This window comes from Bradyrhizobium sp. CCBAU 53421, from assembly GCF_015291625.1.
GTDB lineage: Bacteria > Pseudomonadota > Alphaproteobacteria > Rhizobiales > Xanthobacteraceae > Bradyrhizobium.
In genome coordinates this window covers 9,097,105-9,115,518 of sequence record NZ_CP030047.1, presented here as the reverse complement: position 1 = coordinate 9,115,518, position 18,414 = coordinate 9,097,105, and the positions used below count along the sequence as shown (strand labels likewise).

The 18,414-nt window shown below is 64.1% G+C and carries 15 protein-coding genes; 9 read left to right on the top strand and 6 right to left on the bottom strand.

Annotated features, from left to right (window positions below):
* Window positions 1-162 precede the first annotated feature (162 nt).
* On the top strand, window positions 163-597 hold the full coding sequence (locus tag XH92_RS42160; RefSeq protein ID WP_194457293.1) for a GFA family protein: 435 nt from the start codon (window positions 163-165) through the stop codon (window positions 595-597).
* A gap of 6 nt (window positions 598-603) precedes the next feature.
* On the opposite strand, the gene XH92_RS42155 is transcribed toward XH92_RS42160, so the two are convergent.
* The gene (locus XH92_RS42155) at window positions 604-1,020 is read right to left on the bottom strand and encodes a hypothetical protein (protein ID WP_246788137.1); all 417 of its coding nucleotides are present in this window, start codon (window positions 1,018-1,020) and stop codon (window positions 604-606) included.
* A gap of 302 nt (window positions 1,021-1,322) precedes the next feature.
* On the opposite strand from XH92_RS42155, the gene XH92_RS42150 reads away from it, so the two are divergent.
* Window positions 1,323-3,221, top strand: a complete 1,899-nt coding sequence (locus XH92_RS42150; protein WP_194457292.1) for a caspase family protein — start codon at window positions 1,323-1,325, stop codon at window positions 3,219-3,221.
* Window positions 3,222-3,237: 16 nt separating this feature from the next.
* On the opposite strand, the gene XH92_RS42145 is transcribed toward XH92_RS42150, so the two are convergent.
* Window positions 3,238-4,068, bottom strand: a complete 831-nt coding sequence (locus tag XH92_RS42145; RefSeq protein ID WP_246788135.1) for an N-acetylmuramoyl-L-alanine amidase — start codon at window positions 4,066-4,068, stop codon at window positions 3,238-3,240.
* A gap of 220 nt (window positions 4,069-4,288) precedes the next feature.
* On the opposite strand from XH92_RS42145, the gene XH92_RS42140 reads away from it, so the two are divergent.
* Both XH92_RS42140 and XH92_RS42135 read left to right on the top strand, forming a co-directional pair.
* Window positions 4,289-5,839, top strand: a complete 1,551-nt coding sequence (locus XH92_RS42140) for a toll/interleukin-1 receptor domain-containing protein (protein ID WP_194457291.1) — start codon at window positions 4,289-4,291, stop codon at window positions 5,837-5,839.
* Entirely contained in the window at window positions 5,832-10,013 is a 4,182-nt protein-coding gene (locus tag XH92_RS42135) for an NACHT and WD repeat domain-containing protein (protein ID WP_194457290.1), read from the top strand. The genes XH92_RS42140 and XH92_RS42135 overlap by 8 nt, the downstream gene beginning before the upstream one ends.
* Window positions 10,014-10,067: 54 nt before the next feature.
* Here the strand turns inward: XH92_RS42135 and XH92_RS42130 are convergent, their stop codons facing one another.
* Together XH92_RS42130 and XH92_RS42125 are read right to left on the bottom strand one after the other, a co-directional pair.
* The gene (locus XH92_RS42130) at window positions 10,068-10,748 is read right to left on the bottom strand and encodes a DUF1345 domain-containing protein (RefSeq protein ID WP_194457289.1); all 681 of its coding nucleotides are present in this window, start codon (window positions 10,746-10,748) and stop codon (window positions 10,068-10,070) included.
* A 109-nt stretch (window positions 10,749-10,857) separates the two neighbouring features.
* On the bottom strand, window positions 10,858-11,778 hold the full coding sequence (locus tag XH92_RS42125) for a polyprenyl synthetase family protein (protein ID WP_194457288.1): 921 nt from the start codon (window positions 11,776-11,778) through the stop codon (window positions 10,858-10,860).
* Between the two features lie 199 nt (window positions 11,779-11,977).
* On the opposite strand from XH92_RS42125, the gene mtgA reads away from it, so the two are divergent.
* The 4 genes from mtgA to XH92_RS42105 all read left to right on the top strand — a co-directional run bounded on the left by mtgA (window position 11,978) and on the right by XH92_RS42105 (window position 14,320).
* On the top strand, window positions 11,978-12,649 hold the full coding sequence (gene mtgA, locus XH92_RS42120) for a monofunctional biosynthetic peptidoglycan transglycosylase (protein ID WP_194457287.1): 672 nt from the start codon (window positions 11,978-11,980) through the stop codon (window positions 12,647-12,649).
* Window positions 12,650-12,806: 157 nt separating this feature from the next.
* Window positions 12,807-12,992, top strand: a complete 186-nt coding sequence (rpmF, locus tag XH92_RS42115; protein WP_021077536.1) for a 50S ribosomal protein L32 — start codon at window positions 12,807-12,809, stop codon at window positions 12,990-12,992.
* A gap of 217 nt (window positions 12,993-13,209) precedes the next feature.
* Window positions 13,210-13,830: a hypothetical protein gene (locus XH92_RS42110; protein ID WP_194457286.1), complete on the top strand. Its 621-nt coding sequence runs from the start codon at window positions 13,210-13,212 to the stop codon at window positions 13,828-13,830.
* Between the two features lie 19 nt (window positions 13,831-13,849).
* The gene (locus XH92_RS42105; RefSeq protein ID WP_194457285.1) at window positions 13,850-14,320 is read left to right on the top strand and encodes a nuclear transport factor 2 family protein; all 471 of its coding nucleotides are present in this window, start codon (window positions 13,850-13,852) and stop codon (window positions 14,318-14,320) included.
* A gap of 16 nt (window positions 14,321-14,336) precedes the next feature.
* Here XH92_RS42105 and XH92_RS42100 read toward each other — a convergent pair whose 3' ends face one another.
* Window positions 14,337-14,621 carry a hypothetical protein gene (locus XH92_RS42100; RefSeq protein ID WP_194457284.1) on the bottom strand — a complete coding sequence of 95 codons (285 nt, stop codon included), beginning with the start codon at window positions 14,619-14,621 and terminating at the stop codon, window positions 14,337-14,339.
* Between the two features lie 219 nt (window positions 14,622-14,840).
* Here XH92_RS42100 and XH92_RS42095 point away from each other — a divergent pair, with 219 nt between their 5' ends.
* Window positions 14,841-16,532, top strand: coding sequence for a bifunctional diguanylate cyclase/phosphodiesterase (locus XH92_RS42095; RefSeq protein WP_194457283.1), 1,692 nt, complete (start codon window positions 14,841-14,843; stop codon window positions 16,530-16,532).
* Between the two features lie 181 nt (window positions 16,533-16,713).
* Here the strand turns inward: XH92_RS42095 and XH92_RS42090 are convergent, their stop codons facing one another.
* The gene (locus XH92_RS42090) at window positions 16,714-18,168 is read right to left on the bottom strand and encodes an acetamidase/formamidase family protein (protein ID WP_194457282.1); all 1,455 of its coding nucleotides are present in this window, start codon (window positions 18,166-18,168) and stop codon (window positions 16,714-16,716) included.
* Between the last annotated feature and the right edge of the window lie 246 nt (window positions 18,169-18,414).

Here is an 18,414-nt window from a genome sequence, read left to right as displayed (position 1 = left end):
TTTCGAGCGAAGTGTGTACCGGTTCGCGTGAAGAAAACGCGTCAAAACGAGAATCTAGAGCCGCCGTTCGATTCAATCGGAACGGAAAGGGCTCTAGGATTTAGCCATGAACCGCCGGATTGCGCCATGGCCGGCGACAAAATTCCGCGTGAGGGGTGAGCTGTGACCGTATCTGGAAATTCGGACGAAACGATCCTGACCGGCGAATGCTTCTGCCGCGACGTGCGCTACGAGGTGGCCGACGCGTTCACCTATGCGCTGAATTGTCACTGCTCGAACTGCCGGCGCACCACCGGATCGGCGTTCAAGCCGTTCGCGGGAATCGTGCGCGAAAAATTCAACGTCACCAGCGGCGCCGATGGTCTCTTGATCTACGGCGATGAGCTCACCCACGACGCGCATTGCGGCCGCTGCGGGTCGCTGCTCTATTCGCAGGTCCGTAACGGCGCCTACGTCCATGTCACGATGGGCACGCTGCGCGATGCGCCGACGATCCGGCCTACCGCGCATATCTTCGTCGGCTCCAAGGCGCCCTGGTACGAGATACTGGACGACCTGCCGCAATATCAGGAGCACGTCACGCAAGGCGGGGAATAAATCCGCTCAAGGCAAGTTCTTGCCCTGAGTTGGGTCCGATTGCGCCGCCACGGTCTCGGACGGTCCCAGCGAGAAGGCGAGCACGACGTCGTCGGCGCGCTGCTTGAACTCCTTGCCGACCGCAGCGCGCGCGGCGTCGGCGAGTTCATGCAATGGCTTGTCCTGCAGCAGGCTGGGGAAGGTGACGGTTACCGACGTGAGCCGGCCATTGTGCCAGTTGAATCCGACTGCTGGTTTGACCCCGACCATCGCAACCAGATCGTTCTCCACGGCCTTGGCGTGCTTGAAGCCATCGAACACGGCGTCGACCAGGCCGCAGCCCGCGGCGCAGCCGGCCAGCAGCGCGACGGCGAGGAGGGTTCTGGCCATGCTGCGGACCTTGCCGGCCCTGGCGGATGGAACCGCCGCGCTTGTGCCCTGCATCATGTCCTCCGTGGTTCTGTTCTTGTTGGCTCGATCGTGCACGAAATCGCGCGACCAGCCAAATCCGAACCGGCGGTCGGTTTCGCCGACTAATGGTCAGGATGGCATGGTCCATGCCGCCGCGGACCGTGAGGCGCCTCACAAGGCATCCCGCTTGCTTCTGCTAAACGGACCTGCATGCTAGAGCGTTTTCGAGCGAAGTGGGTGCCGGTTCGCGTGAAGGAAACGCGTCAAACAAGAAACTAGAGCCTCGTTCCGATTCAATCGGATCGGCGCTCCAGGAAACGGCCAGAGTGTCGCAAATGAACGGGTCCGGGTTCTCGAAATTGAATCGATTGCTGCTCGCCGTCGCGGCCTTGCTGCTGATCGTCTGCCAGCCCGCCTTCGCCGAGAAGCGCGTGGCGCTGGTGCTTGGCAATTCGGCCTATCGCAACACCGCGGCGCTGGCCAACCCGGTCAACGATGCCTCGGTGATGGCCGCGACGCTGAAGAATGCCGGCTTCGACGTGGTCGACTTCCGCAAGGACCTCCCGGCCGTCGAAACCCGCCGCGCGCTGCGCGAATTCGCCGACCTCGCCCGCGATGCCGATATCGCGCTGGTCTACTACGCCGGCCACGGCATCGAGGTCGACGGCGCCAATTACCTGATCCCGGTCGATGCCAGGCTGGAGCGCGACACCGACGTCTATGACGAGGCGTTCTCGCTCGACCGCATCCTGGTCGCGATCGAGCCGGCCCGAAAGCTGCGGCTGGTGATCCTCGATGCCTGCCGCGACAATCCGTTTGCCAAGACCATGAAGCGGACGCTGGCGACCCGGGCGATCGGGCAGGGGCTCGCCAAGGTCGAGCCGACCAGTCCGAACGTGCTGATCGCCTATTCCGCGAAGGCCGGCTCGACTGCGGCCGACGGCGACGGCAAGAACAGCCCGTTCACGATCGCGCTGTCCAAGTTCCTGCCGACCCCCGGTCTCGATGTGCGCCGCGCCTTCGGCTACGTCCGCGACGAGGTGCTGAAGACCACCAACAATCGCCAGGAGCCGTTCGTCTATGGCTCGCTCGGCGGCGAGGACGTGCCGCTGGTGCCGGCACCGGCCAGGCCGGCGCCGGCCGCCGCTGCTGCCGCGCCCGCAGCCCCGGCACCGACGCCGCAGTCGGAGGCCCGTCGCGATTACGAGCTGGCGCTGCAGATCGGCAACAAGAGCGCGATGAACGCCTTCCTCGCCCAATATCCGAGCGGCTATTACGCCAACCTTGCGAGGTTGCAGCTGGAGAAGTTCACCGCCGAGGACGCGCGGGTGGCGGCCACCGAGAAGGCGCGTCTCGCCGAGCAGGAGCGCGCTCGGCTCGCCGCCGAGGGCGCGCAGAAGGCGCAGCAGGCCAAGGCCGAGGCCGACGCGAAGGCTGCCGAAGCGGCGCGTCTTGCCGCGGAGCGGGCCAAGCAGGTCGCGCAGGAGCAGGCCGCGGCCGCCGAGCAGAAGCGCCAGGCGGATGCCGCGCTTGCCGATCGCGCCGCGACCAACAAGCCGGCGACCGATCAAGCGGCAACGCAGGCTGCGTCTGCGCCGCCAGCTCCGCCGGCGGCTCCCGAGAAGACCACGACCGTGGCCGCATTGGCTACCGGGCCGCCCGAGGTGGACGTGGTCAAATCGGTGCAGACCGAACTGCGCCGCGTCGGCTGCCTGACCGGCGCCGTCGATGGCGACTGGAACGCCGCCTCGCAGCGCTCGCTGACCTTGTTCAACCGCTATGCCGGCACCAAGCTCGACATCAAGACCGCGAACGTCGACGCCCTCGATGCCGTCAGGCTGAAGCAGTCCCGTGTCTGTCCGCTGGCCTGCGAGCATGGCTACAAGGCCGACGGCGATCGCTGCACGCGGATCGTGTGCGCCGAGGGCTCGTTCCTCAACGACGACAATGAATGCGAGAAGCGGCGCGAGCGGAAGCCGGTTGCCAAGCGCGACAGCGACGAGCGCCCCTCGCGCCGTGACCGCGAACGCGCCTTCCACCCGCAGCGCGAGCCACAGGTTCCGTCCGCGGAAGTTCCGCGCCCGCAGGGCCGTGCCAGGGCGGAGGGCGGCGGCAGCGGTCAGATCATGTGCGATGCCTATCTGTGCCGTCCGGTCAGGCGCGGCTGCCATCTCGAGTACCGCGGCGGCGGCGGCCCCGGCGGTAACACCGGCAATGTCGAGGTCTGTAACTAGCGAGGCAGCTGCTGCCTCAGCCGCCGGCCCGGGCCTCGCAGAACGCTTCCACCGCGTCGTTCACCGAAGCGGTGATCAAATCACGCCGCTCCGGTGAGTTCATTTGCAGCTCCTCGTCGCGGTTGATGATCGAGCCCGCTTCGAACAAGACGGAAGGCATCTTGGTTTCCTTGAGCACAATGAGCTGATCATATCGGTAGATCCCGAGCTCGGCGTCCACCAATTCGTGCTGGTACTTGCCCATGATCAGTTCCGTGTACTGGCGAGCATACTGCAAACCGCGGACCTTCAGCCGTTTCCCGAGGAGCGTCGCGAACAGCACGCTCGCATCGTAATGCGGATTATCACGGGAAACGAACAGCGAGTAGCCGCTGAATCGATCGCTGAAATGACTTGGCGTTCCTTCGAACTCCCAATCTTCAAGCAGCTGGTCTGGCACGGAATCGTGGTGGATCGAAAGGAACAGATCTGCTGGGAGCTCGTTTGCCTCGGCCGCCCGCTTGAACAGGCTTGGCCTTGCCTCACCTTCGGTCACGAGCAACACGCTGCCGGTAAAGCCATCGGATGCCAGTCGTCTTTGAATCTCCTGACCCAGTCGAAGGTTGAAGCTGTACTCGGTGACGTTGCGAGCACTCAGCGCGCCCGGCGCCTGGACCGTATGTCCGACGTCCACGACGACGCGAAAACGGGAGCGATCGCACTGCGCGGCGCCGCGAGCTCCCATCGATGACGCGCCGACGGGAAGAGCCATCATGAGCACGAACGCCAGGACCGAAATCGGCCCGAGAAACAAACAGCAAAGCGCCTTCGATGCGTTCGCGCACGGCACGTAGCTGACGCAGGCCACGTGAAGGCGTGACGTCAGGTGCCACCTCTCAAAGGCCCCCACACTCCGACAATTGGGCGCAGAGCCGCTGTTGATCCAGATCAGCTGATCTTCCCTCCATCGACCGATGCGAGCATTTGATATTACCCCATATTTCAACTACAACTAGAGGATTTTCAGGTCTGCTAGTCCGCCCGAGCGGGTTCGGCGCAAAAATAATTCGTGTCGATTGAGGCCAGCAATGCGTGAGATTTTCATAAATTATCGACGCATCGATACCATGGATGCCGGCGGCCATTTGTACGGGGATCTTACCCGAATGTTCGGTAAGGACGCCGTGTTCATGGACTTGAGGGGGGACAGCATCCCTTGGGGAGAAGATTGGGATAAGGCGCTAAGCGACGGGCTGGAGAATTGCGAAGCCCTGGTGGCGCTGATCGGACCGCGATGGTCCACCTGCGAACGATCGCCCGGCCTACGATCGCTCGATGCTCCCGATGATTGGGTTCGCAGCGAAATCGCCACGGCACAGAGACGGTCGAAGAAGATTTTCCCAGTGCTGATCGGAAGGGATAAGCCGCCGCTGCAGAACGAGCTGCCTGCTGAGCTCAGGGAGCTGGGTTTTCATAATATCCAAGCCTACCAGATCTCGGAAATCCACTGGGAGGCCGATACAGAGCGGCTGGTGGAGGCCTTGAAGCGAAATCCCAAGCTCAAGCAATCCAATGATCTCGCGACCGGCGAGATAGGTATTCGGCAGCTCGAGAAATTGATCCGCCGGAACGCGCAAGTCGCCGACGCGGTCAGCCGCTCGCGGGTCGTGATCGAGACCGCCGATCGGGGGGTCGACGAGATCAGATTGCTCAAGAACGTCCATGACGCGTTGCATGAGATCGAGTCGAAATCTCTCATTCCCATTCGCAGCGAGTTGCAGGTGCTGGTGTCGGGCCTTGATTCGGCGGAAACGGTCTCAGTCCGGGCGCTTGCCAGCGCCCAACGGAAATTCAGGCAGCAGGAACGCGATATACAGGCGTCGCAGCGCCAGTTGGCCGAAATCATTCCGAGCCTGAGCGGGCTGCTGGGCATCGAACTGCCCGAGCGTCTGCAGGCAGCAGCCCTCGCATTCGATAACGTGACCAGCACGCAAGCCACGGCGGACTTCGACCATCTCGTTGGCGAGCTGGAAGGGTTGGGAGGCGCGATACCGGCGCGGTTGAACGACGAGATCGAACGGGCAATGCGGCAACTGGAACTGCATGAGTTGCGGAATCTGATGACTGCCGTGGTGCGCCTGCTGGATCCAGCCGCCGCCGCGAACCGCGAACTCAAACCCATGTTCGCCGGTATCGACGCGCTGAACGACTTGCGCGGGAGCTTGGCATCGCGTGTACGGGACCACGGTCTATTGCAGGGCCTCGACAACAAGCTGCGCAGCATGTTCGGCGGCCAATACAGGATCGGCACATGGGACAATGCGAATCGTGCCGGTCTGACTGCAAACTGGAAATCCATCCAGAGGATGCGCGAACGCTTCACGGCGCCATTCTCACCCGTTTTCGAGAACCGTCGGCAGGATCTGGAGGAGCTCGAGACCGGCATTGGAACCGCAATCGCAGCGGGCGACAAAGCCGGCATCGTGTTGGGGCTGCTCAACGACTATGCCAATGAGGTCGGCGAGCTCTTTCGAGAGGTGGACGGTGACCTCAAGAGATTTTGTGCCGAGTTGCGTGAGACGACGCTGCCGTTGAAGGCGATTCTTCAGCAAATTGAGCCGGAGCCCCAAAATGTCTGACTCTCCGGTTGCCACAGTGCAGCCGGCGCCATTCGACGCCGCCGCCGAGATGCGCCGCGTGAATTCAGACCTGCTGCAGGACATGGACCGGCGGCTGGGCAACGACAGCAGTCCGGAAAGCGAGATTGCTGCCTTGGGGGCGCTTGAATCGAACATCCGCTGCTTCCTCGACCGTGGTGCGATGACCGGAGCCCTTGTCGAGGACATCAAGGAGCGGACGGCCTGCCAGGTCTTGCTCGACTACTGGTCTTCCACGTTGTCGCATGCTGGGATTCGTGCCCCTCGGCCGCGCCTTGCCTCATTCGATGCCGAGCGCCTGCCTGATCTCGGTGACGACAAGTGCCCCTACGTAGGGCTGGAATCGTTCCGCAGCAGCGCTTTCTTCTTTGGCCGCGAAACAGCCGTCGCCAATTTGCTGCAGCGCTTGGACGAGGTGCCGCTGGTCGTGGTCGAGGGCGCGTCGGGAAGCGGTAAGTCGTCGCTCGTGATGGGCGGCGCGTTGCCGATGCTTCGGACTGTCGACGGCGCGCCGAAATTTCGAGTGGTTGGACCATTCGTGCCCGGCAATGCGATGCTCGAAAATCTGGTGGATGCGCTTAATGCGGCGATTCCCGATGCCGGGTTCGATCGTAGTGCCGAAGCCAAGGCGCTGCACGACAATCCGGCGCGCTTGCCCGAGATGCTGGGCGCGGCGGCCGCAGCGCCGGTCCTGCTGGTCGTCGACCAGTTCGAAGAGGCATTCACGCTGTGCGACGATCGCGATTGCGCCGCAATGGCGGCCGCCATTGATGCACTACTGCAATCGAACCCGGCCAACCGTGTCATCCTCACGTTGCGCGAGGAATTCGCCAACGAAATCGACAAGCTCGAATTGCTGCGCCCGTACGTCGCCCGGCACGCGCGCTTTTCGATGAAGGAATGGCCGATGGTGTATGAAGGGCTCAGGGCGGCCGTCGAGCGACCGGCTGCCCTCGTCAACCTGCATCTGGCGCCGGGCATTGTCGACGACATGATCAAGAGCGTTCTCGGTCAGGATACCGCACTCCCGCTTTTGCAGTTTGCCCTGATGTCGCTGTGGAAGCGGCGGGACCACAATCGCATCACGCGCGAGGCCTATGAGCGGGTCGGCAGCCCGTTGGTTGCGCTCGGGCGTTACGCCGAGGACTTCTACAATGGATTGTCACCGGAAAACCGGGAGGAGGCGGAGCGGATCCTGCTCGAGCTCGTGCGCATCGACCGGATGATGGAAGCCTATCGCGAGCCGCGGATGCGGAGCGCTTTGCTTGAAACCGGAAATCCGCGTACTCCCGGAATGCTCGAGCTGCTCGCGCGCGAGGACTTCCTGCGTATCACCCCAACGGCCGACGGTGATGCGACGGTTGAAGTCAAGCACGAGGCTCTGTTGCGCAACTGGTCCCGCTATGTCGGATGGATCGGCAACAAGCGGGAGGCCGTGCGGCAGCGGTTGGCGCTGACCGAGGCCGCACGACGCTGGGATGCGCACGGCCGTAGCCCCTCTACAGACTTGTTGAGTCCCTGGCAGTTGCACGATGCGTTGCGGCTGACCGGCCTGGACCAACTCGAGCGGGATTATGTGCAAGCCAGCAGGGACCACGTCGATGCCGACCAGCTCGCCCGTGACCGGGAAAAACAGTTCAATTACTTCCTTATGACATGTGCGGCCGTCGCAGTGGTCGTACTCCTGGGCAGCGCTCTCTGGGTCATGTCGGCGCGCGCGGATCGCGATCGCTCCGAGGTGTTGGCGGATTTTGCGCGCGCTACCGAAGCGTCATATGGCGGCCAGATCAACCGTGCACTCATCGTGTCGCTGCAGGCCGGGATCAAGGTGGCAGCCTTGCCGGACAATATCGGGGGCGAACTGCGCCCGCAGTTGCGCGAGGTCTTGCTGTCGACGCTTCTGAACGCGGCCAATCTGAAACGGCTGTTCGTCGAGGATGGCGCGGTCTTCAATGCGGTCGCTTTCCATCCCACGCGGTCCGATCAGCTGCTTGCCTTCGGGGGGAGCGACGGCCGGCTCTATTTGGCAGGTTCGGCAGATGGCGCAGGATCGTCCCCGCAATCGCTCAAGCCCTGCACCGACGATCAGGGAGTCTCGGCCCTGGCGTTCGAACCTCACGGACGCTTCCTTGTGATCGGATGCCGCAGCGGCGAGCTGTCGGTGTGGTCGGCTGATGATTGGCATCGGATCGGCAGCACCACGGCGTCGCCTGGCTTGATCAGGAGCATCAGCATCCGGAGAGACGGTCGTCTCGTCGCAGCTAGCGGAGGAAAAGAGCGTGTCGCGTTAGTTCAGCTCGATGAACGGGGCGACCCGTCCACCCAGCCCGTCAAGTGGAGCGGGGGAGCTAAAGCTTCCGCAACTGTCCAAAGCGTGGCATTCTCACCCGTCGATGACACGCTCCTTGCCGGTGATGGCGACGGCAACGTGCTGAGCTGCACAACGGCTCCCGGGCAGTCCTGGGATTGCACTCCCCTGACAGGCTATACGCGCACGGAAAACGACGCGATCTTGACATTGACCCATTCGCCGGACGGCAAGCAGATCGCTATCGGTCACTATTGGCGCGGCGTCGTCGATGTATTGGACACGAAATCCTCTCCCCCCAGCCGCAGGACGATCCACCATCAGAGCCCTTCCGCGGTGTACAGCCTGGCCTTCTTTGAAGGCTGCGGGACTTGGCAACTCGCGATTGGTTCGAGTAGCGGCTTGGAATACAGCCCCGTCGCTGCCAGCTCGAACGAATCCGAGCCGCCCGAATTCTGCGCAAAGGCCAGATGGGCCCATATTGGCGACCAGACCTACGGTCTTGCGGTCGACAGCCGCAGCGGTCTGCTGGCTGCGGCGACGCTCGGTGGCTATGTCGCGGTTCTGGATCCTGCAGGCAAACAGGACTCTCTGCGTGTCCGCATACCCTCGGCCACCCGCAGGCCGATACGTGGTGCACTTCTTGCCGAGGAGGGCGGGACCGCCTGGATCGCGCTGAAGAGCGCGCCAACTGACGCCGAACAATCCGGTGTTGCAATTTTTGAGCTCGGAGAGGGGCACGGAAAGAAAATCGTTGAGTTCGCCGCCGGGAAAGGAGAGGTTCAGCGGTTCTCGGCCAGTATGCACACTCGGCGCCTTGCCACGATCGGCTGCACACGATCACAGCCCCCCAAGGACTGTTTGCAGGATGATCCCTATGAGGTCACGATCTGGCAATTCCGGAATCTCATGAGTGCGCCGCCCGAGCGTATTGTGTCACTCGGCAGTTCCGACTTCATCACTCCCGACTTTAGGGGCAAGGCACCTCAGCGGGCTGTGTTGAGCCCGGACGGACAGTGGCTTGCGATTTCGTTCCAGAACGGTTCGGGGCCGTCTGAAACGCATCAAGGTTCGTTTCAGCCCATATTCCTTCTGAGGCTCGACAATCCCGCCAGAGGAAAGTGGATCAGCTCCGATCTGCAACGTGTCAGGGAGATTGCGTTCAGTGAGGACGGCAGGACGTTCGCGGCGGGAGGCGCGACCGGCGATTCCGAAGGAGGCGTCGATCAGATCCGGCTATGGTCCGTGGACAGATCTGGGTTCACGCCAAAGAAGTGGGCGTTGCCGCTTACGCCCTTCTCTCGACGTGTACAGGACATCGCCTTTGCGCATGACAAGAAGAGCCATCAGATATTGCTCATCGGCGGGCAATTCGGGACGATCACCCGGTGGGATCTCGGCCCCGAGACCGCAGGCGAGGTCCGAGTTGACACGCATGGGGCCTCGTTCATTTCGTTCAGCCGAAATGAATCGCTGTTCGCCATCGCCTCTTCACAGGGGGTTGTCCGTCTGTGGGGCGGAGCGCGCTGGCCGCCATTCGAGCTTACACCACAGGGAGACGACACGGGAACGCCGGGGTTCCTGGCCTTTGCGGCGAACGGCACGCGGCTCATATCGGCCGCCGACCAGATCGATTTCTGGGATCTCGACCCGGCCTCACTTCAGCGTAAGGCCTGTGCCTTGCTTCGCAAGGTGGGCTCGAACGAGGTTGATCGGGAAACGCCGTGGTGGAGAAACCAGCAATGCCCGGATGCTCAGGCGCTTTACCCGCGCTCCATTCTCGCTCGCGTTGAGGACTTTCTCCGAAGGGCGTGGGCTTGGACGCCGTTCGGGGCTGGAACAAACTAGATTGCGATCTGGCCGTGGCCCTCGTCTTGTCTGCCTTACGGTTCTCGGTCCAGGCTAGATTGCGCTGGCCGCAATATTCACCATCAGCGCCAGCAGCGCGGTGTTGAACACGAACGAGATGACGCCGTGCACGGTGGCGGTGCGGCGGATGATCTTGTCGGTGATGCCGACGTCGGAGACCTGCGCGGTCATGCCGATCACGAACGAGAAATAGACGAAATCCCAGTAGTCGGCGTCGACATGCTCATCGCCGCTCGGGAACTGCAATCCGCCGGGCGTCTTGCCGCGGTAGAACTCGTGGGCGTAGTGCAACGCGAAGGCGGTGTGGACCACGGCCCATGACAGCGTGATGGTGACGATTGCCACCGCAAGTCCCGCGTGGCTGCCCTTGGAGGCGCCGAGCTCGAACACGATGGCCAAGAGGCTCGCCAGCGCGCCGAACGCGGTCAACAGCAGGATCAGGAAACGGCCATCGTCCTGCAGGATGGCGCTGCGCTTGATATGGGCGACGCCACAGCGCAGCATCATCACATAGGCGAGCGCGAGATAGAGCGCAGCGAAGGCGTCCCAGCCGGCGAGCATGCGCGTGACGAGGCGCATCGAGTCCGGCGCCAGCATGGCAACGACGACGCCGACCACGATCGAAGCGAAGGTGCGCGGCCGGCCCACGACGACACGGGCCGGCATCGGCAGCTTGCGGAAACGAACAAGGCGGTCGTCGATCTCCTTGCTCATTTCGCGCGTACTTTCGGTTAGAGCATGATCCGGAAAAGTGGAGCCCGGTCTTCCGAAAAGATCATGCTCAGACAAGGAGATTAGATCATGATGCGATTCGCATCATGATCTAGTTCTTGCGCTCGGCGACGAAACGGGCGGCCGCGCGCAGCACGTCGCCCCTGTCGCCGAACACCGACAGCGCGGCGTCGGCGCGCGCCAGCAGGTCGCGCACGCGCTGCTTGGCGCCGTCGATGCCGAGCTGGGTGACGAATGTGGTCTTGCCGAGCACGGCATCGGCGCCTGCCGGCTTGCCGAGTGCGGCGGCGTCGCCCTCGACGTCGAGCAGATCGTCGGCGATCTGGAAGGCTTCGCCGAGCGCTTTGCCGTAATCGTCGAGCGCCTGGTATTCCTTCTGCGAGGCCTGGCCGAGGATCGCGCCGGCGATGCAGCCGAAGCGGAGCAGCGCGCCGGTCTTCATCTGCTGCACGCGCGCGACGTCGACCGGCTCGCGGTCGCCGAAGCGGCCTTCGCCGGCGAGGTCGAGGATCTGGCCGCCGGCCATGCCGCCGATGCCCGAGGCGCGCGCCAGCGCGCGGGTCAAGAGCAGGCGCACCTGGGCGTCCTTGTGGATCGCATCGCGGGTGATGATGTCGAAGGCGATCGTCAGCAGCGCGTCGCCGGCGAGGATCGCGGTGGCGTCGTCATAGGCCTTGTGCAGGGTCGGGCGGCCGCGGCGCAGATCGGAATTGTCCATCGCCGGCAGATCGTCGTGGATCAGCGAGTAGCAGTGGATGCATTCAAGCGCTGCGCCCACCAGCAGCGCGGAGTCGCGCGGGATGCCGAATACCGCAGCGCTCTCGACCGCGAGGAACGGCCGCAGCCGCTTGCCGCCGCCGAGGCTCGAATAGCGCATGGCCTCGATCAGCCGCTTCGGGCGCACGATCTCGTCGCTCTCGGGCGCATCGGACAACAGTTTCGCGAGCAGGGCTTCGGTATCCTCCGCGGTCTGGTCCAGCCGCTTGGAAAACTCTGCAGTACCGGTCGTCATTAAGAATTGCTCCAGATCGATTTTCGGCCGGACAATCGTTGATGGGATCGGCTTCGTCAATTCCCGCCCTGCGACGGATTGCGCCTTAAAAGTGCTGGAAAAACCGTGAATTATCCCCCAGACGTCTGATGGCGCCGGCCGTATTCTGGCGGGCGGGTCCCAAATCCTCCCTGGAAAGGTCCTCCCCGGAACCCTCGCTTTGCGCATTGTCCGGATTTTATTGCTGCTTTTGCTGGCGCTGCTGTTGCTGCCCTATCTGGTGACGCCGTTCTATCGCAGCGGTCAGCCAGTTTCGGCCCTGATGGCGTGGCGCACCCTGCGCGGGGCCCCGGTCACGCGGCACTGGATCGATTTCGGCGCCATGTCGCCCTATGTGCCGCGGTCCGTGGTCGGCTCGGAGGACGCTCATTTCTGCAAGCACCGCGGCGTCGATTGGGGCGCGCTGCGCGAGGCGCTCGACGACGCAGAGGATGGCGAGGCGGCCCGCGGCGGCTCGACCATCACCCAGCAGGTGGCCAAGAACCTGTTCCTGTGGCCCGGTCGCAGCGTGATCCGCAAGGGGCTGGAACTGCCGCTGGCGCTCTGGATCGATTTCGTGCTGCCGAAGCAGCGGATCCTGGAAATCTACCTCAACATCGCGGAAATGGGCCCATCCGGGCAATTCGGCGCCGAAGCCGGTGCCCAATATGCCTTCGGCCGGTCCGCAGCTGAGCTGTCACCGCGGGAGGCGGCGCTTTTGGCGGCGATTCTGCCGAATCCGGTCAAAAGGAGTGCCCGGAACCCGGGGCCGGGGGTTCGCAGGCTGTCCGGCACGTACATGGCCCGGGCCAACTCCGTGACGCGCTGCTGGCGCGAAAGTCGCGGCTCTTGAGCGCGATTTCGGGCGGATTTTGCTGTCTCCGGGCCTAGATTTACGCGGGCCCTTCCTCTATAAGCGCGGCCTTACCGGCATCGCAGCTTGCGCTTCGAAGCGCTGAGCCCGTCCGCATTTCGGACGATGCCTCCGCAACACCCTAGAGGACACCGTCATGGCCGTTCCCAGAAGAAAAACCTCGCCGTCGCGCCGTGGCATGCGCCGTTCGGCCGATGCGATCAAGACCCCGACCTATGTCGAGGACAAGGACTCCGGCGAACTGCGCCGTCCGCACCACCTCGACCTGAAGACCGGCATGTATAAGGGCCGCCAGGTCCTGAAGGCCAAGAAAGAATCCTGATCGGACCTTCGGCTGCCGCGCCGCTGGCGGGAGCATGATCCGGAAAGGTTTTCCCTCGCGACAAACGCCAAAGGCGTTTGCGCGGAGATCACGCTCTAGTCAGAACGGCGCTGCGCCCGAATTCGGCCAACGAGTGCGGTCAAGACGGGCGCGTCCGCGGCGAGGCCAATGCCATCGCCGCATTGCTGGTTCTCCCTGAAATAAGGCGCAAGCCCCGATGGTCGGTTTTCCGCTGCTGCTCGTTCCGCTCGCGGTCTACAACATCATCGCCTTCCTGATGCCCGGCGTGTCCTTCACGGACCCGCTGATCAGGCTGACATTGCTGTCGGGCGAAGTGTGGCAGATCACGCTCAGTGACATGCTGCTTGCCGCCGGCGTGCTGCTGTTGCTGCTCGAGGTCGTCAAGGGCGCGCGCCCCGGCGCGAAATATCTCACCGACCATCTGCTGTCGCTGATCGTGTTCGGCGCGGCCGCCGCCGAATTCGTGCTCTGGCCGAAATTCGGCAACTCGACCTATTGCCTGCTCACGCTGCTGGCGCTGGTGGATTTCATTTCCGGAATTGCGCTGCGCACCCGCCGCCGCACGATGGCCGCCGCTCCGGCGCCGAGCGTCAGCAAGGCTCAACCCGAGGCGCCGCAACCCGCACCCGCGCCGCGTGCTGAGCCCGCGCCCGTCGCCGCACCGGCGCCTGCGGCACCAGCGCCGGCCGCGCCGGTTCCACCGGCGACATCGGTCGCGGAATCGGTGCTGGCCGATCAATCCGCGCCCAAGCCCACCGTCGCCTCCCCGGATTTGCAGCCGGGCGGCCAGCCATCGTCGGACACGCCGCAACGCTAGCGCGTTTTCGGAGGGAGCCATGAGCGAACAAGCGCCCCTTCCGATCGCCGATTCGACGACAACGCAATCGATCTTCGACTGGCTCGAACGGTTCGCCGCCTGCGTCAGGGCGGTCGATTATGCTGCCGCCCGTCCGTTCTGGCATTCGGACATCATCTCGTTCGGCACCTACCAGGAACTCATCCACGGCCGCACGCGCTGGACCGAGATGCAGTGGGACAATGTCTGGCCCCGCACCGCGGATTTCGCCTTCGATCTTAAGCATACGCAGGTGCTGATCAGCGCCGACGGCGGCATGGCGACGGTGATCACGCCGTGGACCAGCACCGGCTTTCATCCGGACGGCAGCCGCTTCGACCGGCCGGGGCGGGCGACGATCATTCTGGCGCGTCAGGCCGACGGGGGCTGGCTCGGTATCCATTCGCACATGTCGCTGCGTCGCGGCGTGCCGCAGGACAGCCACGGCAACCGGCCCGTCAAGGCCCACTGACCTTCGAGACCATCTGCTAGATGATTTGCCTTGTGCGCCGCGCGACGCTGCGGCGTTCGTCGACATGCGGGCCGTAAGCGGTCTGCGCGTCGGCCAATGACCCACGCCGCAGCCCGCGCGTCTGCGGCTCGTGCGCGGCGGTTGCGATCAGGTGCGCCAGAAACGAAGGGTCGCCGTGGGGCAGCGGGATCTTGGGCGCCCAATGGGTGGTCGTGGCCAGCGGCACCAGCGCCGTGCCGGTCGCCCCGGCCGCATCTGTGAACTCGCCGTCCAGCACCTCTGATTGATCGATATCGAGCATCGCCTGCGACCCGTTGGAGCGTCATAGTTTGGGACGTCGCGTCCCTCTGCAACACCCTCATGGCAAGGGTCATGCCCGCCATCCCCAGTTCGTTCCGCGGCAGTCGAAAACGTGGTTTCCAGATTATTTATCAAGTTCTCCTAGCGTTGGATTCGCCGGAACCACTATCTTGAGAGCGTACAGAATCACCGGGTGCCGTCCCAAATCGAGACATGTTCGATGCTCCCTGTCCCGCCAGCTACCAGCATCCTCGCCTCGCTCGGCCAAGCGACATTCGCCTGGGACCTGGCGAGTGATGCGATTGCCTGGAGCGACAATGTGGCGGCGGTCTTCCCGGATATCCCCGCCGCTGCGCTCGCCAGCGGCACCGAGCTCGCAAAACTGATCGAGCCATCGCGCTCGGTCCGCATGGATGCGCTTGGCCAGTCCGCGCCGGTGCAGGGCGGCGAGGGCATTCCCTACCGGATCGAATATGGCGTGCGGGCCGTCACCTCGGCGCCGGTGATCTGGATCGAGGAGACCGGCTGCTGGTTTGCCGGCGCCGACGGCAGGCCGGCGCGCGTGCAGGGCGTCGTCCGCGTCAACAATGAACGGCACGCCCGCGACGAGCAGCTCTTGAAGCTGTCGCGGCACGATCCATTGACCAACGAGCTCAACCGCACCCATCTGGTCGCCTCGCTCGCCGAGAGCATCGAGGAGTGCGCGCGCTTCCGCACCTCCTGCGCCTTCATGCTGATCGGCATCGATCATCTGGCGCGGGTCAACGATGCCTTCGGCTTCGATGTCGCTGATGCCGTCATCGCCGAGGTGGCGAAACGAATCAGGGCCCGGCTGCGCAGCGGCGACATGCTCGGCCGCTTCTCCGGCAACAAGTTCGGCCTGATCCTGCGCAACTGCACCGTCGACGACACCAACGTGGCGGCGGAGCGCTTCCTCGCTGCGGTGCGCGACGAGGTGGTGCCGACCAAGTCCGGCCCGGTGTCGGTGACGGCATCGATCGGCGCCGTCACCATCCCGCGCCATGCCAAGTCGGCGGAGGAGGCGGTCAATCGCGCCCAGGAGACGCTGGAGACCGCCAAGAGCCGCCGCGCCGGATCGTTCGCGCTGTGGAAGCCGAATGTCGAGCGCGACGCCCAGCGCCGCGTCAATATCCGCGTCACCGACGAGATCGTCACCGCGCTGAACGAGCGGCGTATCGTGATCGGCTTCGAGCCGGTGGTCGATGCGCGCTCGCGGCAGCCTTCGTTCTACGAGTGCCTGGTCCGCATGGAGCAGGACGACGGCCGTGCGCTGCTCGCGCCGGACATCGTGCCGGTCGCCGAGCGGCTCGGCCTGATCCGGCTGGTCGATCACCGCGTGCTGGAGCTTGCGATCGCCGAGCTCGCTTCGGCCCCCGGCGTGCAGCTCAGCCTCAACATCTCGCCCGACACCACGATGGATCCGGACTGGTGGGCCACCATCGAATCCTTGATGCGGGCGCATCCCGGTGTCGGCGAGCGGCTGATCGTCGAAATCACCGAGACGGTCGCGATCCAGGATATCGACGACGTCCGCGGCTTCGTGACGCGGCTGAAGAATTTCGGCAGCCGGATCGCGATCGACGATTTCGGCGCCGGCTACACCTCGTTCCGCAATCTGCGCAAGCTCGGCGTCGATATTGTCAAAATCGACGGCGCCTTCGTGCAGAACATCGTGCGTTCGGCGGACGATCGCGCTTTCGTGCAGACGCTGATCGATCTCGCGCGGCGGCTCGAGATCAAGACCGTCGCCGAATGGGTGCAGGACGAGGAAGCCGCGGTGATGCTGCGCGAATGGGGTTGCGACTTCATCCAGGGCCGCCTGATCGGTCTCGCCTCGCCGGACCGGCCGTGGAATGTGCCGCCGGAGAACGCCGTTCCCGCGGCGGGGTGATTTGGATCGCCGTTAGAAAGACCGTCATCCTGAGGAGCCGCGTAGCGGCGTCTCGAAGGATGCACGGCCCGGCTGGTGGCCGTCGACCCTTCGAGACGCGCGCAATGCGCGCTCCTCAGGGTGACGGGGATTCAGAGCTGGACAGCCCGGCGACTGAGACGAGAAACCTACTCGTCTTTCATCAGCTATCGCCGCCCGCAAAAATGTCCTTGCGGATCACGGCGTGGACGCCCCAATTGCCGTCGACCACCTGGGTCACGCCGAAGTCGACGCCGAGCGAGATCAGCGAGATCGCTTCGTCCTCGGTCAGCTTCTTCGTCGTCATCAGGAATTTGCGCATCTTGCGGAAGGCATCGCGCAGCGCGAGGTCGACCGACGACTTCTTGTAGATCTCGGTCTGCGCGCCGGAGCCGAGCTCGCTGAGATAGTTGGCGAAGCTGAAGCCGTGCACCAGCCACTCGTCCTGGGTCTCCAGCATCGGATAGTCGAGCGCTTCCAGCGCGGTGCCGGCGAGGTCCGCCTTCTTGTGCAGGATGATCTGGAAGGTGCCGTTGAGCGAGCATTCGATCGCCGTGCCGCACAGTTCGGAATCGCCCTGCGAGGCATGGGAATCGCCGACCGAGAGCAGCCCGCCCTCCACCGCCACCGGGTAATACATCGTGGCGCCCTTGCCGATCCGCCAATTGTCGATGTTGCCGCCGGTGTAGCTCGGCGGGATCGAATCGACGAACTCGGCTTCCTTGGGCGCGAGCCCGATCACGCCGAAATGCGGGCGCACCGGGATGCGCACGTTCTTCAGGATGCCGTGGTTCTCCTTGACCGTCGAGTGATCGACCGGCACGCCCGGATAATCGATGGTCTTGTGGACCACGCCGGACGGATCGGTCTGCGGCGTCCAGGTGAAGTTGTAGACGGCGCGCGCCCAGTTGCGCTCGCCCGTTGCGTCGACCTCGTAGATGGTGACGACCTCGCGCGGCTTCGGCTCGGTGAGCAGATCCTTGTAGTGGAAGCCCCACGACGCCGCGGCGTTGCTGCCGAACGCCTTGCCGGAATATTTCGGATTGGCGCAGGGCCGCGGCGCCACGTCGATGATACGCAGCTCGAGCACGTCGCCTTCCTCGGCCCCGCGCACGAACACCGGCCCGGTGCAGATGTGCACGCCGAGGCCTTCGCCGGCGCCGCGTCCGAACAGCGAGGCATCCATCGGGCCGGCGCCGCGCCGGTTCACGCCTTTCTTCTCCTTGGTCCAGAGATAGACGCTCTCGACGCCGGGATCGCCCTTCACCATGCGCTCGGCATCGTCATTGGCGTGGTGCGTCAGCGCCTCGATGGTGATGAAGTCGCCGGAATTGATCTCGACGCGCGGCTTCAGCGACTTGCTGAAATAGCCCCAATGCACGGTGTCGGCATTGGCCGGCAGATGGTGATAGGCGCGCTGCGCCGGCTGATGCTTCTCGGCGGCGGCCGCCATCTTCGGCGTCACCAGCGAGATGCCGCCGGCGGTCATCGCCGCGGCGCCACCGGCCGCTGCGAAGCTCGAGCGCAGGAACGAGCGGCGTTCCCGGTCGAGCGTCTCCTTGAACTGACGATGATGCAATGCGAAGTCCGGGCAGTTCTTGTCGTCACCTGCGCACATCTCTGCTCTCCTCAAGCTCCTTGGGTCGAAGTGCGCATGAGAGTGCATTGCGCCGTGCCATCCCGACATGACCGGGCGCGCCCAATAATTTGTAGGCGCACTTGTGCTCCTCGCAGCGCGAAAGCATGTGCAAAGGCGTCAGAGCATCCGCGGCGGCCGCCTTCGCATCGCGGCATGGCCGCCATGGTCAAGAATTTGGACGCATTCGATCAAGTTGCACCGCGTTCGCGGGAGGTCGCGTGCCGC

Excerpts from the sequence above, each read along its gene's own strand:
- XH92_RS42155 (WP_246788137.1), bottom strand. The coding sequence starts at position 1,020 with ATGCAGGGCACAAGCGCGGCGGTTCCATCCGCCAGGGCCGGCAAGGTC.
- XH92_RS42150 (WP_194457292.1), top strand. The coding sequence starts at position 1,323 with ATGAACGGGTCCGGGTTCTCGAAATTGAATCGATTGCTGCTCGCCGTC.
- XH92_RS42140 (WP_194457291.1), top strand. The coding sequence starts at position 4,289 with ATGCGTGAGATTTTCATAAATTATCGACGCATCGATACCATGGATGCC.
- XH92_RS42135 (WP_194457290.1), top strand. The coding sequence starts at position 5,832 with ATGTCTGACTCTCCGGTTGCCACAGTGCAGCCGGCGCCATTCGACGCC.
- XH92_RS42130 (WP_194457289.1), bottom strand. The coding sequence starts at position 10,748 with ATGAGCAAGGAGATCGACGACCGCCTTGTTCGTTTCCGCAAGCTGCCG.
- XH92_RS42125 (WP_194457288.1), bottom strand. The coding sequence starts at position 11,778 with ATGACGACCGGTACTGCAGAGTTTTCCAAGCGGCTGGACCAGACCGCG.
- rpmF (WP_021077536.1), top strand. The coding sequence starts at position 12,807 with ATGGCCGTTCCCAGAAGAAAAACCTCGCCGTCGCGCCGTGGCATGCGC.
- XH92_RS42110 (WP_194457286.1), top strand. The coding sequence starts at position 13,210 with ATGGTCGGTTTTCCGCTGCTGCTCGTTCCGCTCGCGGTCTACAACATC.
- XH92_RS42105 (WP_194457285.1), top strand. The coding sequence starts at position 13,850 with ATGAGCGAACAAGCGCCCCTTCCGATCGCCGATTCGACGACAACGCAA.
- XH92_RS42100 (WP_194457284.1), bottom strand. The coding sequence starts at position 14,621 with ATGCTCGATATCGATCAATCAGAGGTGCTGGACGGCGAGTTCACAGAT.
- XH92_RS42095 (WP_194457283.1), top strand. The coding sequence starts at position 14,841 with ATGCTCCCTGTCCCGCCAGCTACCAGCATCCTCGCCTCGCTCGGCCAA.
- XH92_RS42090 (WP_194457282.1), bottom strand. The coding sequence starts at position 18,168 with ATGTGCGCAGGTGACGACAAGAACTGCCCGGACTTCGCATTGCATCAT.